General features: G+C 31.5%; 12 protein-coding genes. 7 read left to right on the top strand and 5 right to left on the bottom strand.

Going from position 1 to position 17,316, the window contains the following annotated elements; all coding sequences use genetic code 11:
* Position 1 precedes the first annotated feature (1 nt).
* Entirely contained in the window at positions 2-3,166 is a 3,165-nt protein-coding gene (locus JL193_RS07840; RefSeq protein ID WP_207973250.1) for a PA domain-containing protein, read from the top strand.
* A gap of 41 nt (positions 3,167-3,207) precedes the next feature.
* Here the strand turns inward: JL193_RS07840 and dxs are convergent, their stop codons facing one another.
* The gene (dxs, locus tag JL193_RS07835) at positions 3,208-4,977 is read right to left on the bottom strand and encodes a 1-deoxy-D-xylulose-5-phosphate synthase (RefSeq protein WP_207973249.1); all 1,770 of its coding nucleotides are present in this window, start codon (positions 4,975-4,977) and stop codon (positions 3,208-3,210) included.
* Between the two features lie 98 nt (positions 4,978-5,075).
* Here dxs and JL193_RS07830 point away from each other — a divergent pair, with 98 nt between their 5' ends.
* The 4 genes from JL193_RS07830 to JL193_RS07815 all read left to right on the top strand — a co-directional run bounded on the left by JL193_RS07830 (position 5,076) and on the right by JL193_RS07815 (position 9,726).
* Entirely contained in the window at positions 5,076-5,525 is a 450-nt protein-coding gene (locus JL193_RS07830; protein WP_207973248.1) for a nucleoside deaminase, read from the top strand.
* A 98-nt stretch (positions 5,526-5,623) separates the two neighbouring features.
* A complete protein-coding gene (locus JL193_RS07825) occupies positions 5,624-8,125 on the top strand; it encodes a S9 family peptidase (RefSeq protein ID WP_207973247.1) in 2,502 nt (833 codons plus the stop codon).
* Between the two features lie 129 nt (positions 8,126-8,254).
* Positions 8,255-9,022 (top strand): enoyl-CoA hydratase/isomerase family protein, encoded by a 768-nt coding sequence (locus tag JL193_RS07820; protein WP_207973246.1) that lies wholly within the window; start codon positions 8,255-8,257, stop codon positions 9,020-9,022.
* A gap of 146 nt (positions 9,023-9,168) precedes the next feature.
* Positions 9,169-9,726: an MOSC domain-containing protein gene (locus JL193_RS07815; RefSeq protein ID WP_207973245.1), complete on the top strand. Its 558-nt coding sequence runs from the start codon at positions 9,169-9,171 to the stop codon at positions 9,724-9,726.
* Positions 9,727-10,711: 985 nt separating this feature from the next.
* Here JL193_RS07815 and JL193_RS07810 read toward each other — a convergent pair.
* The 4 genes from JL193_RS07810 to JL193_RS07795 form a co-directional block, all read right to left on the bottom strand.
* On the bottom strand, positions 10,712-11,950 hold the full coding sequence (locus tag JL193_RS07810; RefSeq protein WP_207973244.1) for an RNA polymerase sigma factor: 1,239 nt from the start codon (positions 11,948-11,950) through the stop codon (positions 10,712-10,714).
* Positions 11,950-12,297 (bottom strand): YciI family protein, encoded by a 348-nt coding sequence (locus JL193_RS07805; RefSeq protein WP_207973243.1) that lies wholly within the window; start codon positions 12,295-12,297, stop codon positions 11,950-11,952. Before JL193_RS07805 ends, JL193_RS07810 begins: the two co-directional genes overlap by 1 nt.
* Before the next feature lie 155 nt (positions 12,298-12,452).
* Entirely contained in the window at positions 12,453-13,334 is an 882-nt protein-coding gene (locus tag JL193_RS07800; protein ID WP_207973242.1) for a thioredoxin family protein, read from the bottom strand.
* A gap of 110 nt (positions 13,335-13,444) precedes the next feature.
* Entirely contained in the window at positions 13,445-14,587 is a 1,143-nt protein-coding gene (locus tag JL193_RS07795) for a DNA polymerase III subunit (protein ID WP_207973241.1), read from the bottom strand.
* A gap of 202 nt (positions 14,588-14,789) precedes the next feature.
* Between JL193_RS07795 and JL193_RS07790 the strand changes: the two genes are divergently transcribed.
* Positions 14,790-15,977: a phosphoglycerate kinase gene (locus JL193_RS07790; protein WP_207973240.1), complete on the top strand. Its 1,188-nt coding sequence runs from the start codon at positions 14,790-14,792 to the stop codon at positions 15,975-15,977.
* A 234-nt stretch (positions 15,978-16,211) separates the two neighbouring features.
* Complete coding sequence (locus tag JL193_RS07785; RefSeq protein ID WP_207973239.1) at positions 16,212-17,252, top strand: aldo/keto reductase; 1,041 nt, start codon at positions 16,212-16,214, stop codon at positions 17,250-17,252.
* The last annotated feature ends 64 nt before the right edge of the window (positions 17,253-17,316 follow it).

Here is a 17,316-nt window from a genome sequence, read left to right as displayed (position 1 = left end):
TATGAACAAAAAAATACCAATTCTACCAGTAGTTACTCTGCTAGTAGCGTGTTCTATATTTATAATATCTCAAAAATGGAATAAGTCAGAAGCAGAAAAAATTAGAGAAAATCATGCAAATTTTATAAAAAATCATCCTTTTACGAAAACAAACTCATTATCTAAAAAAGAAAGGCTAAAAAAAGGGTTGCCACCAAATCAATACTTCGAGCAAGAATATTTAAATGAGTTAAATCCAAGAACAGGAACTACAGATAAGGTAGAATTGCTAGCACTTCAAAAAAAAATAAATGAAGAAAGATTTCTAAGAAAAGTTCCTGGAGATGCAGTTGATAATGGTTGGGAAGAACGTGGGTCAAACAATGTTGGAGGAAGAACAAGAGCACTAATTTTCGACCCTAATGATACAACAAATGAAACTGTTTTTGCAGGTGGTGTTAGTGGTGGTTTATGGAAAAATACAAATATATCTAATCCAGCTTCTCAATGGACAAAAGTAAATATTCCAGAAAATTTAGCCATTTCGTCTATTGCAATAGATCCTAACAACTCAAAAATTTGGTATGTTGGCACAGGAGAATCTTATGTATCTGGAGATGTAAATGGAACAGGCGTTTGGAGAAGTGTAGATGGAGGAAATTCTTGGAACAATGTTTTTGGTGGAGTGGAAGGAAAATCTATTTTCGAATCTAATGCTAAAATAACTATAAATTCTCCTGCAAATATTTCTGGAGATATTGCTGCTGTTTTAGCTACAGATTTTGGTGGCAATTTAAATGTAAGTGTTTCAGGCAATTTAGTGTTGGTAAATGACGGTATATTACCAAATGACGATGCTTGTACAGCAATTATTAATGCTCCAGAGGTAAATGGTAATATTGCATTTTTAAGAAGAGGAAGCTGTACATTTGTAGAAAAAGCAAACGCAGCACAATCTGCAGGTGCCAAAGCAGTAGTTATTATTAATAACGAAACAGGAAATGCAGTCGGAATGGCAGGTACAGATGCAGGAATTACAATTCCTGTTTTAATGGTTTCTAAAAGAGATGGAGAAAAAATCGTAGATAATTTAGCCGCAGGCGTTACGATAACTTTGTCAAATTCCGATAACAATTCAGGTTTTAACGTTTCTAATGGAATACAACATGTAAATGATGTAATTGTAAGAAATAACAATGGCATTTCAGAAGTTTTTGTTGCTGCAGGAGAATCTTCTTACAGGGCTGCAGACCCAAGAACACTCATTGGTGTAAATGATGTTGGTTTGTATAAATCTAACGACGGTCTTAATTTTGTAAAACTAGCAATTCCTAAAGCAGGTAATGGCGACGATTTTCAACCAAATAATTTAGATATTGCTGCAGATAATTCGATATTTTTATCTACAACTCCAAATGTTTTTGGTGTTGGAGGAGGTGCAATTCTTAAATCTACCAATGGAACTACTTTTACAAAAGTGCACCAAGTTCCTGGAGGTTTAAGAACAGAAATCGTTTGCTCTAAAAGCAATTCTAATGTAGTTTACATACTAGCTCATTTAAGTGGCAATTTAGTAGGTATTTATAAAACTGTAGATAATTTCTCTAAAGTAAACACATTAGCTTTACCAAATGATGCAGACGAAGAGATACCCGCTAATGATTTTACAAGAGGACAAGCTTTCTACGATTTATTATTAGGCGTGGATCCTAATAACGATAATATTGTTTACGTGGGTGGAATAGACTTATTTAAAAGTACAAATGGAGGAACTAATTGGGCACAAATATCTAAATGGTCCAACAATAATAAGTTGGCAAACTTAAAAGCACCTTTAGTTCATGCAGACCAACATGGCATTAGTTTTTCATCATCTTCTAGAATCGTTTTTAGTAACGATGGTGGTGTTTATTTTTCTAATGATGGGGCAAGTAGTATAAACTCAAGAAATTTAGGGTATAATACACTACAATTTTATACTGTTGGTGTTGCGCCTACAAATATTCTTCCTGGAGATAATTTTATTGCGGGTGCGCAAGATAATGGAACTCAGTTATTTGAAAATTTAAGCCCTGGAATAGGTAGTTCTAGAGATGTCTCAGGTGGAGATGGTGCTGCATCTTTTTTCGATCAAGATGGTGTAGATAAGTATGTTATTGTAAATTTTGTATATAATGCTGGTATTCAATTAATCGATTTAAATACAGGAATTTATAGAACAATTCATCAAGAAAGTTCCGAAAACGGAGACTTTATTAACCAACAAGACTTAGACTCGAATTTAGATATTCTATATTCAAATTACTCTAACGGATCTAATTATGTGATTAGAAGATATTCAAACTTAAAATCTGGCACAGTTTCAAAGGTTAATTTAACAAATGCTTTAATGGATGCTTTTCCATCTGCACTAAAAGTGTCTCCTTACACCACAACTGCAACAAATTTGTACGTAGGTTTAAGAAATGGTAGAGTTTTACTTATTACGAATGCCAATGGATCTACTAGTATATGGTCCGAGATTACTGGGCCAGATTTCTTTGGTACAGTTTCCGATATAGAATTTGGTGCCACAGAAAATGAAATTTTTGTAACCATGCATAATTATGGCGTCGAAAGTATTTGGTATTCAAATAATAGAGGGGCTACTTGGGCGTCTAAACAAGGCGATTTACCAGACATTCCTGTAAAAGCAATTTTACAAAACCCTTTAAATAGAAATGAGGTAATTATAGGAACAGAACTAGGGGTTTGGAAAACTAGTGATATCACTACAGCATCTCCTAAATGGGTGCAATCTTATAACGGAATGTCTAATGTTAAAGTAACAGATTTAGATTTAAGAGATGATAATACCGTATTTGCCGCTACTTATGGTAGAGGGGTTTTTTCTGGTAAATTTACAGCAGCTGTTGCCTCTGTAAACGATGTTTTAGTCGATAAAAAAGCATTTACAGTGTATCCAACAATATCAAATGGAAATTTTACAGTGTTTGCTAAAAATGGTTCAGGAAAATCGAAAATAAACATCTTTGATATTTCTGGAAGACAAGTTTACAAAACCCATGCAGACTTTTCTTCTCAAGAAAAACAAAAAGTTTCTGTAAACTTAAATGCGGGAATTTACATCGTAAATATTGTGGATGAAAACAATAAAAAATCGTCAAGTAAAATTATTATAAAATAGTGTATAAACTTCATAAAAAGGTCGTTTTTTTAGCGTCTTTTTTATGAAGAAGCTCTTAATAAATTAAATAAACTTTGTACATCTAAACCAATTTTATGTTGCAGTTTAGAAACACTTCCATGTTCTACAAATGTGTCTGGAATACCTACTGTTTTTATTTTATGTCGATAGTTATTTTCTGATGCAAACTCTAAAATAGCCGTTCCAAATCCGCCTTTTATAGTGCCATCTTCCACCGTAATTATTGAAGTGTGAGTCGCAAAAATTTGCTTCAAAAGATTTTTATCCAAAGGTTTTACAAAACGCATGTCGTAATGAGAAAAAGTTAATTTTGCGGAAACTAATTTTAAGGCTTCTATTATATTTTCGGCAATAGTTCCCACAGTTAAAATTGCAGTTTTAGTGCCTTTTTGCAAACAAACCCCTGTACCCATCTCAATTTTTTCGAAAGGTTTTTGCCAATCTAAAATTTTTCCAGTTCCTCTTGGGTAACGAATTGCAATTGGGTTTTTTAAACCCTTTTGAGCAGTATATAAAATATTTCGTAGTTCAATTTCGTTTCTAGGTGCAAAAACAATTAAATTAGGAATGCAGCGTAAATACGCCAAATCGAAAACCCCATGATGCGTAGCACCATCTTCGCCCACCAAACCAGCTCTGTCTAAACAAAAAATTACAGGTAAGTTTTGCAAAGCCACATCGTGTATTACTTGATCGTAAGCACGTTGTAAAAAAGTAGAATAAACATTACAAAACGGAATTAAACCCTGAGTTGCCATTCCCGCAGCCAAAGTAACCGCATGTTGTTCTGCAATGCCAACATCAAAAGTTCTTTCGGGAAATTTTTCAAGCATAAATTTTAAAGAACTTCCAGTTAACATGGCAGGCGTAATTCCTACAATTTTATCATTTTTTTTGGCCAATTCTACCAAAGTTTTACCAAAAACATCTTGGTATTTTGTGTATAAATTTGTTGCCTTTTTAATGCGTTCTCCAGAAATTTTATCAAATTTTCCTGGAGCATGGTAGGTTACTTGATCTTCTTCAGCTTGCTGTAAACCTTTTCCTTTCGTTGTTATTACATGTAAAAATTTAGGGCCTTTTACCGATTTTAAACGGTTTAATTCTGATAGTATTTTCGGTAAATTATGCCCATCAATAGGACCAGAATAATCGAAATTTAATGCCTTTATAATATTGTTTTGAGCCGCTAATTTTCGATCTGTTTTTACCTTTGTTAAATACTCTTTTAAAGCACCAACAGAAGGGTCTATTCCAATCGCATTGTCATTTAAAATAATTAGTAAATTTGCGTTAGAAACCCCTGCATGGTTTAACGCTTCAAAAGCCATTCCGCTTGCGATAGAAGCATCGCCAATCACAGCAATATGATGTTTTTCTTTTTCGCCTTTTAAATTCGATGCAATTGCCATTCCTAAAGTTGCAGAAATAGAAGTAGATGAATGTCCTACTCCAAATGCATCAAATTTACTTTCTTTTATCGAAGGAAAACCTGCAATGCCACCCAATTGTCTATTGGTATGAAAAATTTCTTTTCTGCCAGTTAAAATTTTATGTCCGTAAGCTTGATGCCCAACATCCCAAACCAGTAAATCGTTAGGAGTATCGAATAAATAATGCAGTGCAATTGTAAGTTCTACAACACCTAAACTTGCTCCTAAATGCCCTTCTTTTGTCGCAACAATATCAATAATAAATGCACGCAATTCTTTGGCTAATTGTGGCAGTTGTTCTCGATTTAATTTTCTTAAATCTTTTGGAGTTGATATGTTCTCTAGCAAATTCTTCATTTAGCTACAAAAATACAATAACAAATTTTGTGTCTGTAAAAAATTACAAATCTATCGTAAAAAAAATACTTAATTTTACTAAAAAATGTAAATAACAAATGATACAACCTTTCGACGATATTTATTTTATGAAAAAAGCCTTACAGGAAGCAACAATCGCTTTCGATAAAGGAGAAATTCCTGTGGGTGCCATTATTGTTTTAAAAGGTCAAGTAATTGCGAGAGCGCATAATTTAACAGAAACTTTAAATGATGTTACTGCACATGCAGAGATGCAAGCATTTACGTCTGCAGCCGATTTTTTAGGCGGTAAATATTTAAAAGATTGTGTTTTATATGTTACTTTAGAGCCTTGTCAAATGTGTGCAGGCGCTAGTTATTGGACGCAAATTGGTAAAATTGTATATGGCGCTTCTGAACCTGAAAGGGGTTTTATGAATTTAAATACAAAGTTACATCCAAAAACAAAAGTAGTTCAAGGAATTTTAGAAAACGAATGCGCTCTATTATTAAAACGTTTTTTTATTGAAAAACGAAATTTAAATTAAAACTGTTAAATATTTAACAATTATGATTCTTTAAATTTGATATGTTGTTTGTTTTAAAGAACTTTAGCTTTTTAATTTACAACAGCCACTTTTTTAAAATGAAAAACTTTACCTTATTTACATTACTTGTATTTGCAACATTTGCAAATTTCGCACAACAAACACCCAAACCCAATTACAGAGCAGCTGCTAAATACTCTCCAACAAACTTAGCAAAAATGGTGCACTCAACTTCTGTGTATCCACATTGGTTAAAAAAAGGAAACCGTTTTTGGTATGCCTACAAGACCTCAGAAGGTTCTAATCACTACATTGTAGATGCAGATAAAAAATCTAAAAAACCACTTTTCGACAATGTAAAAATGGCAAAATGGTTAACAGAAATTACAAAAGACCCATATGATGCCAAACATTTGCCAAGATTAAATATTAAGTTTAACGAAGCAGAAAATGCCATTCGTTTTCGAGTAACTTCTACGGAAGAAGTAGAGGTAGAAGAAGAAAAAAAAGATGTTAAAAAAGATACGACTTCTACCCAAAAAGCAAAAAAGAAAAAGCCTAAAATGGAGAGAAAAGTGTACCACTTAGAATATAAGTTAGGTGGAAATGGTTTAACAATTATTGATACTAAAAAACCTAAAAAAAAGCCATGGAAAAGCTGGGCAAACATTTCTCCAGACAGTACAATTGTTTTATATTCTAAAAATTACAACTTGTATTGGATGGACAAAAAGAACTTTAAAAAGTTTATTAAAGACGAAAAAGATAGTACGGTTGTAGAAAATCAGTGGACAAAAGATGGCGAAGAAAATTATGGTTATGGAGGTGGTAATAGAGGGCAAGATAACGAAGATGTAGAAAAAAATAAAGACAAAAGAAAAGGTGTTTGGGGAACTTGGTCTCACGATTCTAAAAAGTTTGTTTTTCAAAAATCAGACGCTAGACATATAAAAGATTTATGGGTAATTAATTCGACAGGTAAAAAAAGACCCACATTAGAGACTTATAAATACCATATGCCAGGAGAACAAGAATATTACAAATCGGAGTTGTTAATTTTCGATATTCCAACAAAAACACACGTAAAAGTACCTTTAGATACGGTTCGTCAACAAAGCATTTCTGTATTTAGAGCCCCAAGAAAAAAGTCGAGTTTCGATGACGATTTTACACCACCTTTATTACTTTCGAAAAAAGGAAAAGTATATTTTAGTGTAATTTCTAGAGATCGTAAAAAGTATGATGTTTGTGTTGCAGACATTAATACTGGAGAATATAAAACATTAATTGAAGAGCGTTTTAATACCTATATAGAATCTCGTCCGCTAATTTTATTTAATAACGAAACAGAAATGCTGCATTGGGCAGAACGCGATGGTTGGGCACATTTTTATTTGTATGATGCTGATGGAAACCTAAAAAACCAAGTTACAGAAGGCGATTATCATGTAGATGGTTTCGAAGGTTTAGACGAAAAAACAAGAACACTTTATTTTACAGCAAATGGAGTAAATAAAAAACAAGACCCATATTATTTGCACAGTTATAAAATCAACTTAAATGGAAGTGGAATGAAAACACTAAATCCTGGAGATTTTACAACAAATACAAGCATGTCTGACTCTAATAAGTATTTTGTAAATAATTATTCAAGAGTAAATACGGTTCCAAAATCAAATTTAATGGATTCTAATGGAAGAGAAGTTATGGAGTTAGAAACTGCAGATTTATCGCAATTAATGGCTTCAGGTTATAAATTTCCAACACCATTTAAAGTAAAAGCAGATGATGGAATTACAGATATTTATGGAGTAATGTACACCCCTTTTGAAATGGATTCTACAAAAGTATATCCACTATTAGAATACGTATATCCAGGACCGCAAACAGAAGCTGTAAACAAATCTTTTTCTTATAGAATGGATCGTTTAGATAGAATGGCACAAGTTGGTTTTGTAGTAATTACCTTAGGAAACAGAGGTGGTCACCCAGACAGATCTAAATGGTACCACAATTATGGTTATGGAAACTTACGCGATTATGGTTTAGCCGATAAAAAATACGTAGCACAACAGTTGGCAAATAAATACAAATTTATTGATATTGAAAAAGTAGGAATTTACGGTCATTCAGGAGGTGGTTTTATGTCCACAGCTGCAATGTTGGTATATCCAGATTTTTTTAAAGCCGCTGTTTCATCCGCAGGAAATCACGATAATAATGTCTATAATTCCTGGTGGAGTGAAACGCATCATGGAGTAAAAGAAGAAATTGACGAGAAAGGAAAAATTTCTTATAAGTATAAAATTGATGACAATCAATCTTTGGCAAAAAACCTAAAAGGACATTTAATGTTAATTCATGGAGATATGGATAATAATGTACATCCAGCAGGAACTATTAGAATGGCGAACGAATTAATTAAGGCGAACAAACGTTTTAAATTTATGATTATGCCAGGACAAAGACATGGTTTTGGAAACATGACAGAATACTCTTTCTGGTTAAGAGCAGACCATTTTAGCAAATATTTGTTAGATGTAGAAGCCACAGACGTAGATTTAATGTTTATGAATTTAAACAAACCCATGAATAGATAATTTAACAACAATGGTTTTAACCCATTGTAAACTGAAAATAGAATTTTTAATATCGAAAACTCTGAAGTAAAATTTAGAGTTTTTCTTTTTTAAATTTGAATCGTTTATTTTTGATAAAAATTCAATAATATGACTACAAATAGAAAAAACGGAAGTTTATACACCCACATTAATAACAAAATAGCCACCATAGAATTTGGGCATCCTGCAAGCAATTCTTTTCCAAGTGAATTGTTAGAAAGATTGCGAAAAGAGTTAATTTTAGTTGGGCAAAATAATGAAGTCGCTATCATTATTTTAAAGTCAGAAGGAGAAAAAGCCTTTTGTGCAGGCGCTTCTTTTGATGAATTAGTAGCTATTTCTAACTTAGAAGAAGGTAAAGAATTTTTCTCAGGTTTTGCAAATGTGATAAATGCCATGAGAACTTGTGGAAAACTAATTATTGGAAGAATTCAAGGAAAAACAGTTGGTGGTGGCGTTGGTTTAGCCTCTGCTTGCGATTATGTGTTGGCAACAGAAAATGCTGCTATAAAATTGTCAGAATTTACCATAGGAATTGGACCTTTTGTAATTGAACCTGCTGTAACTAGAAAAATAGGAGTTTCTGGAACAGCAGAATTAACTTTAGATGCCACCAATTGGAAAAATGCGTATTGGGCAAAAGAAAAAGGGTTGTATGCAAAAGTTTTTGAAACGATAAAAGAGTTAGATAAAGAAGTAGAAATACTTTCAGAAAAATTGGCTTCTTACAATCATACAGCTTTAGCCGAAATGAAAAAAGCGTTGTGGAAAGGAACCCAAAATTGGAACAACTTATTAACAGAAAGAGCAGCAGTTTCTGGAGAATTGGTGCTGTCTGATTTTACTAAAAAAGCGTTAGAGAAATTTAAAAAGTAAACTTTGTAAAAACTATGTTTATCTGTCATCTCGACTTTATGGAGAGATCTTAAAGTAATTCGTAATAAAGATTTCTCTGTTTCGCTTTGCTTCAATCGAAAAGACATTTTATATATGTTTCACATTGTAAGATTATATTTTAAAATATGAAAATTATTTCAACAAATATTGGCGAACGTAAAGAAATTGATTGGAAAGGGAAAAAAGTAACCACAGGAATTTTTAAATTTCCAGTTACAGAACCTATTTTTTTAGATACAGAAGATGTAAAAGGTGATGAAATTTCCGACAGAAAAAATCATGGAGGAGTTTTACAAGCAGTTTATGGGTATTCTTTAAAACACTATGCTTTTTGGAAAGAAAAATACCCAAATTTAAACTGGGAAAACGGAATGTTTGGTGAAAATTTAACGGTTGATGATTTAGACGAAACGAAAATTCATCAAGGAGATACCTTTAAAATTGGAGAAACCATTTTAGAAGCAACTGTGCAAAGAAACCCTTGTTACAAATTAGGCATTCGTTTTAACGATGTAAAAATTGTAAAACAGTTTTGGAATACTACAATGTGTGGCGTTTACTTTAAAGTTCTACAAACAGGTTTTATAAAAGCAGGCGATGAATTTACAAAGATAAAAAGTTGTCCAGAAAACCCAACCATTGCAGATTTGTACGTGGCCAAACGTGTTGAAAAAGGAGTTTAATTCAGTTTGTCATTTCGACTCAGTTTGTCATTTCGACCTTGTGGAGAAATCTCAACAAAATTATAATGTGATGTAATTTTTTTTCAATATTAAGTTATAATAAGAGATTTTTCGATTCCACTGCGTTTCACTCAAAATGACATTCGTTTGTCATTTCGACCTTGTGGAGAAATCTCAACAAAATTATAATGTGATGTATTTTTTTTTCGATATTAAACTACAATAAGAGATTTTTCGATTCCACTGCGTTTCACTCAAAATGACATTCGTTTGTCATTTCGACCTTGTGGAGAAATCTTAACAAATTTAAAGCGTGATGTAATTTTTTTTTCAATATTAAACTACAATAAAAGATTTTTCGATTCCACTGTGTTTCACTCAAAATGACATCTGTTTGTCATTTCGACCTTGTGGAGAAATCTTAACAAATTTAAAGCGTGATGTAATTTTTTTTCAATATTAAGTTACAATAAGAGATTTTTCGATTCCACTGCGTTTCACTCAAAATGACATTCGTTTGTCATTTCGACCTTGTGGAGAAATCTTAACAAATTTAAAGCGTGATGTAATTTTTTTTTCAATATTAAGTTACAATAAGAGATTTTTCGATTCCACTGTGTTTCACTCAAAATGACATTCGTTTGTCATTTCGACCTTGTAGAGAAATCTTAACAAAGTTAAAAAGTGACGTATTTTTTTCAATATTAAACTACAAATAAGAGATTTTTCGATTCCACTGCCTTTCACTCAAAATGACATTCGTTTGTCATTTCGACCTTGTGGAGAAATCTTAACAAATTTAAAGCGTGATGTAATTTTTTTTTCAATATTAAACTACAATAAAAGATTTTTCGATTCCACTGCGTTTCACTCAAAATGACATTCGTTTGTCATTTCGACCTTGTGGAGAAATCTATAATGCAAACCTGATTCTTAAGGTTTCTCAATTCCACTGCGTTTCACTCAAAATGAGAAATACCTCTTTTTAAAGTAGCAAACTTTTTTTCTTCCTCTCCAAAAATTCCTTTTCCAAGTTATTAGAGACTTTCTCTAAAGCAATATTAATAAATTTTAAAGCTTCTTTTTTATTGTTGGTTTTGGCAAAATAATCTGCTTTTGCGCCATAAAATAAATACGAACGTTGTGCTAAATCATCAGGATTTATTTGCTCGAGATAATAATTAGCTTTTGTATAATTTTCGTTTTGTAAACAGACAACAGCCATTGTTAATACATAAGAAGTGGAAGGCTGTAATTTGTGTAAACACTTGTAATAATTAAGAATTTTGTGCCAATTGGTTTGCTTGAAATTTGGAGCTTTTATATGTTCTGCAACAATTGCTGCTTCATAATGATAGCTTGAAAAATGTTCTGTTTCAACAGCTTTGTTCATCATCATATTTCCTAATTGAATCAAAGGAAAAGACCATTTACTTCTATCTTGATTTTTTAAATCCAACAACTCATTTTCCGTATTAATTTTTGCATTTAATCTTGCAGAATGAAAGCACATGAGGGCAAACAAAGCATAACTTTCAGGAATTTGAGTATGTTTATTTTTCAATAACATTTTACACAAACGAATGGCTTCGCCACACAATTCTTTTTGCACTAAAATTTCTTTTTTGTTGGAGTGAAAACCTTCATTGAAAATAAGATAAATAACATTTAAAACGCTATCAATCCTTTCTGGAAGTTCTTTTCCTTGTGGAATTTTGAAGGCTAATTTTGTCTTTTTAATCGTTTTTTTAGCTCTTAACAAGCGTTTTTTAATGGTTTCTTCTTTGGTTAATAAAGCCGATGCAATTTCTTTGGTGCTAAAACCAGCAATGGTTTTTAGGGCAAATACAATTTGGTCTTTAGCGTCTAATTTTGGGTGACAAGCAGTAAAAATCATTCGAAGTTGTGCATCTTCGATTTCCGCATCTAAAAAAAGTTCATTTGTTGTAATAGATTCAAAATTTGCTTTAATTTCTGGAAAGTGTTTTTGTTCTGATTTTAGTTTTCTAAAAATATCTAAAACTCTGTTTTTTGCAGCTTTTGTTAACCAAGCTTCAGGATTTTCTGGTTGTTTTTTTCGCCAAGAAATGCTGGCTTTTAGAAAAGTATCTTGCACAGCATCTTCAATAATTTCCAGATTTGAGAGTCCGAAAATTCGAGTTAAAACAGAAACCATCTTTCCACTATGATATCGAAAAAGATGGTCTATAAGTTTCGTTTCCATTAATGATCAAATACCATAATTTCTCTAATTTCTACAAACGAGCCTAAATCGTAATCTGGAAAATCTTTGGCAATTTCTTCAACAGCATCAAAATCTTTGGCAGAAACTGTGTAATAACCACCAACAATTTCCTTTAATTCTGTAGATGCAATGTCTTTAGCTGTTCTTTCAACACCAGAAATACGTCTTATTTTGGAAGTTAAGGCTTCACCTTCATGTTTAATTCCTGCAGCATCCATTTTTTGACTCCAAGCAAACCATTTTTCCATTCTGTTTTGCATTTCTTCTGGAGAAAGCCCTAAATCAGCATAATCTTCGCCAATAAAAATCATCATAAATTGTTTCATAATCTAAAGTTTTTAAGTTTATACTATTAAGACGTTTGTTAAAAATAAAAAGGGGACACTTTTTTAGTTTTTTTTAAAATCATATAAATATAAAATAAAAAAAGCTGTTTTTTTAAAAACAACTTTTTTAATCAAAAAACTATAAGGTTTAAAATTTATTCATTTAAAGTTTTTGTAAACTCTTTTTCAAAATTTGGTAGTATATCATCAGTCCATTGAACACTTAAAGCATTTTTAGCAAAAAGAACAGCTTCATCGTATTTTAATTGATTTTTCTCAGAAATTGCTCTACTAAATTTTCCAGAAGTTAAGAAATACATCAGTATTTCAACATCATTATTACCATAGAGTTCTTTGTATGCATTTATATTTTTTAATGTTTTGTTTGCAACATTATCAGAAGCATCTCGTGCAAAATAAATGAGTGTAGAAAAATATTGTTCAGATAAAACATTTTTATTTGAGCTCCAATACTCATTTAATTCTAAAGGATTAATTTTAGTATTAGTTCTGTTCACATAATCAATATAAAATTGTGGATATTTGGCTTCATCAATTTTATTGGAATACCCTTTTATTATTTTATTTTTGTTGTTTAACAAAATACTTTCATTGGTAAATTTTAGTACAATTTTACTTAACGATAAAAAATCTTCTCCAGGAAAACCATACTTTCTATTTAAAACGTACCCTTTTTTATTTAAAATAAGTCCAGTAGGATAACTACTTATATGGTGTTTTTTCGACAAGTGAAAAACGGTATCATTTTCTGCGTTGTATTTTAATAGTATAAAATCTTTTTTAAGAATTTTTTTTATAGAATCGTTTTTAAAAACTAATTTATCTAATTTTTTACAAGGTGCACACCAAGTTGTATAAAAGTCAATAAAAATTAGCTTATCTTTTTCTGAAGCTATTTTTAAGGATTCTTTATAGTTTTGGTCAATTACTATTAAATCTTGATATTCATTTGTGCTTTTATTGTTTTTACAGCTCCAAAAAATAAAAATAATTGCAATTAATTTAAGATGTTTCATAATAATCTCTACTTAAGTTGGTTACCAATTTTAAAACCTCAAGTTTTCAAAAAGGTTACATTTTTAGGTAGAATTTTTTATAAAGAAAGAATTATTTTAAGATAAATGAGTTAAACAGTCTCTTCCTTTTTATGCAAAAACCTCGTTAGTTTCATCGATAAATCTAACAAAATAATTTTAGCATTTCCATTTCTTTCTATATGATAGATGGCATCGTTCAGTTCTTTTTCTATTTCTAAAATATTACCTGCATGTACAAAAGGCGCAAATTTAGACAAATCGAAACGGGTTTTTGTTTCCATAAAAACTAAATTTTCAGATTTGTAATTTAGTAATAAAGCTTGTCTAAAAAATTGCAAACAATATTCTAAAAAACGTTTTTGAGTTTCACGTCCGGTTTTGGCAATCGTGTCGGACCAAGAAATTAATTGTTGCACCACAGAAGCATTTCCTTTGGCTTTAAACGCGGTTCTTATCCATGCAATAAACCATTCTTCAAAAACCAAATCAGAAGCATCGTTGTGTAATAAATGAACGGCTTTGTTATAATTTCCCTCTGCTTGATGTGCAATGCTTGCAGCCTCACTCTCTGAGCAATTTTCTCTCTCAACCAAAGTTTTTGCAATATCTTGTTCTGCCAAAACAGGAAAATGTAAGGCTTGGCAACGCGATTTTATGGTATTGATAATTTGCTCTTCATTCTCGGTAATTAAAATAAAAACCGTTTTATTTGGTGGTTCTTCGATTAATTTTAACAATTTGTTGGCGGCAGCAATATTCATTTTTTCTGCCATCCAAATAATCATTACTTTAAAACCTCCTTCGTAACTTTTTAGTTGTAGTTTTTTTACAACATCTTCAGCTTCATCAACCCCAATATTTCCTTGTTTATTTTCTACACCAATAAATTGCAACCAATTAAATAAACCTCCATAAGGTTGTGTAGTAACAAAATCTCGCCAATCTTCTAAAAATAAATTACTAACAGGATGCTTTTTTACAGCATCATTAGTAGTTACAGGAAATGCAAAATGCAAATCTGGATGCTGTAATTTTTCGCATTTTAAATTACAGGCATTACTATTTTCAGAAAAATTACATAATAAAAATTGTGCGTAGGCGATTGCCATTGGCAAAGTGCCACTTCCTTCTTTTCCTACAAATAGTTGCGCATGCGGAATTCTACCATTTTCTGCAGAAACTTGCAAATGGTTTTTAATGTGTTCTTGACCTATAATTTGGTTGAAAAGCATGTACAAATATAAAATTTGTTATGCAGAATCTCATCAATTTTAGATGTCAAAAATTATATTTTATAAGAATGGTAGATTGATTGCAGTCGAAACCGAATTCTTTAATAGATAATTTACGCAAACGTTAACTTAACTTTTTAAATTTCAACTTTCTAAAAACTAAAGAAAAAGGTATTTTTGTTAAAAATAGAAAATACCAAAAATGAAAACACTAAAAGATTTTAATTTCGAAAATAAAAAAGCGATTATTCGTGTAGATTTTAATGTGCCTTTAAACGATAAATTTGAAGTGACAGATACTACCAGAATTCAAGCTGCAAAATCAACAATAATCGATATTTTAGAACAAGGAGGAAGCTGTGTGTTAATGTCTCATTTAGGTCGTCCAAAAGGTTTTCAAGAAGAATTTTCTTTAAAACACATTGTAAAATCGGTTGTAGATATTATTGGTTGTAATGTAAAATTTGTGGAAGATTGTGTTGGAGAAAAAGTCGAAGCAGCAGTGGCTAATTTAGAATCGGGCGAGATTTTATTATTAGAAAACCTTCGTTTTTATGCCGAAGAAACCAAAGGAGATGTAGCATTTGCAGAGAAATTATCGAAATTTGGAGATATTTATGTAAACGATGCTTTTGGAACCGCTCACAGAGCACATGCATCTACCACAATTATTGCACAATTTTTTGAAGAAAATAAATGTTTTGGAAATTTATTAGCAAGAGAAATAGAAAGTATCGATAAGGTTTTAAACAATTCAGAAAAACCAGTATTGGCAATTTTAGGAGGTGCTAAAGTATCGTCTAAAATTACAGTTATCGAAAATATTTTAGATAAGGTAGATCATTTAATTATTGGAGGTGGAATGAGTTTTACGTTTATAAAAGCTCAAGGTGGAAAAATAGGAAATTCTATTTGCGAAGACGATAAACAAGACTTAGCATTAGATATTTTAAAACAAGCAAAAGAAAAAGGAGTAGAAGTTCATATTCCTGTAGATGTGGTTGCTGCTGATAATTTTTCTAACGATGCAAATACACAAATTTGCGATATCAATGCAATTCCAGATGGTTGGGAAGGTGTAGATGCTGGACCAAAATCAAGAGAATTTTTTGATGAAATTGTAAACAAATCGAAAACAATTTTATGGAACGGACCTTTAGGGGTTTTCGAAATGGAATCTTTTGCTGCAGGAACCATTGCATTAGGACACTCTATAGACAAAGCCACTAAAAACGGCGCATTCTCGTTAGTTGGTGGTGGAGATTCTGTGGCAGCAGTAAAACAATTTGGTTTTGCAGATAAAGTAAGCTATGTTTCTACAGGTGGTGGTGCCATGTTAGAAATGCTAGAAGGAAAAAGCTTACCAGGAATTGAGGCTATTCTAAAATAGGTGTAATTGTTGAATTGTGTAATTGTTGAATTGTAAGAATTCAATTATTATTCAGAAAACATAATTATAAATCAAAATGTCAAACTGAGCTTGTCGAAGTTCAATTATAACATATTCTTATAAGCGTATAATTTTTTAAATTATACGCTTTTGTTTTAAGATTAAATTAGTTTTAATTTAGCAGTCAGTTTAAAAACAGTTACACAATTCAACAAATAAACAATTACACAAAAAATGAAATACACAAAACTCCCAAATACCGATATAAAAGTTAGTAAAATATGTTTAGGAACCATGACTTGGGGAAACCAAAATACACAAGAAGAAGGTTTCGAACAAATGGATTATGCACTGGAACAAGGTGTAAACTTTTTTGATACTGCAGAATTATACGCAGTTCCTGCTTCACCAGAAACCTATGGTTCTACAGAAAAAATTATTGGGAATTGGTTTAAAAAATCAGGAAATAGAGATAAAGTTGTTTTGGCAAGTAAAATTGCAGGTGGTGGAGATTATACCAAACACATTAGAGAAGGTGGATTGAATAAAAAAAATATCCTAGAAGCTGTAGAAGGAAGCTTAAAACGTTTACAGACAGATTATATCGATCTGTATCAATTACACTGGCCCAATAGAGGTGTAAATGTATTCGGAACAAGAGATTTTCCAACAGATGCTGCAAAAGATGCAACTGAAAATTATTTAGAAATTATTAAAACTTTAAATGATTTAATTCAAGAAGGAAAAATAAGACAATATGGTTTGTCGAACGAAACTCCTTGGGGAACTCTACAATACCTACAAACTGCAGCAGTAAATAAATTGGCAAGACCAATAACCATTCAAAATTCATATTCTTTGATTCACAGAAGTTACGAAGCAGGAATGAGCGAAGTTTCTTTAAGAGAAAACATTGGTTTGTTAGCTTACTCTCCTTTGGCACAGGGTGTTTTATCTGGAAAATATTTAGACGGAAACAAACCAAAAGGCGCAAGAGGAACCTTATTTCCACGTTTTATTGCACGTTATATGGGCGATGGTTCTTTGGAAGCTGTAAAAAGATACGAAGCAATTGCAAAAAAAGCAGGAATTACATTATCGGAAATGTCGTTGGCGTTTATCAATCAATTACCATTTGTAACGAGTAATATTATTGGGGCAACAAAAGTGAATCAATTAAAAGAAAATATCAATTCTATCAACATCGATTTATCCGAAGAAACTTTAAAAGAAATTGAAGAAGTTCATACAGATATTCCTAATCCTGCTCCGTAATTGAGTGGGCAATTTTTCAGTATTCAGTTGGCAGTCATAAAAAATCCGATGAATTTAAATTCAT

This window comes from Polaribacter batillariae (assembly GCF_017498485.1).
GTDB lineage: Bacteria > Bacteroidota > Bacteroidia > Flavobacteriales > Flavobacteriaceae > Polaribacter > Polaribacter batillariae.
The sequence above is the reverse complement of the archived record's forward strand: the minus strand, read 5'-3'. Positions and strand labels throughout refer to the sequence as shown.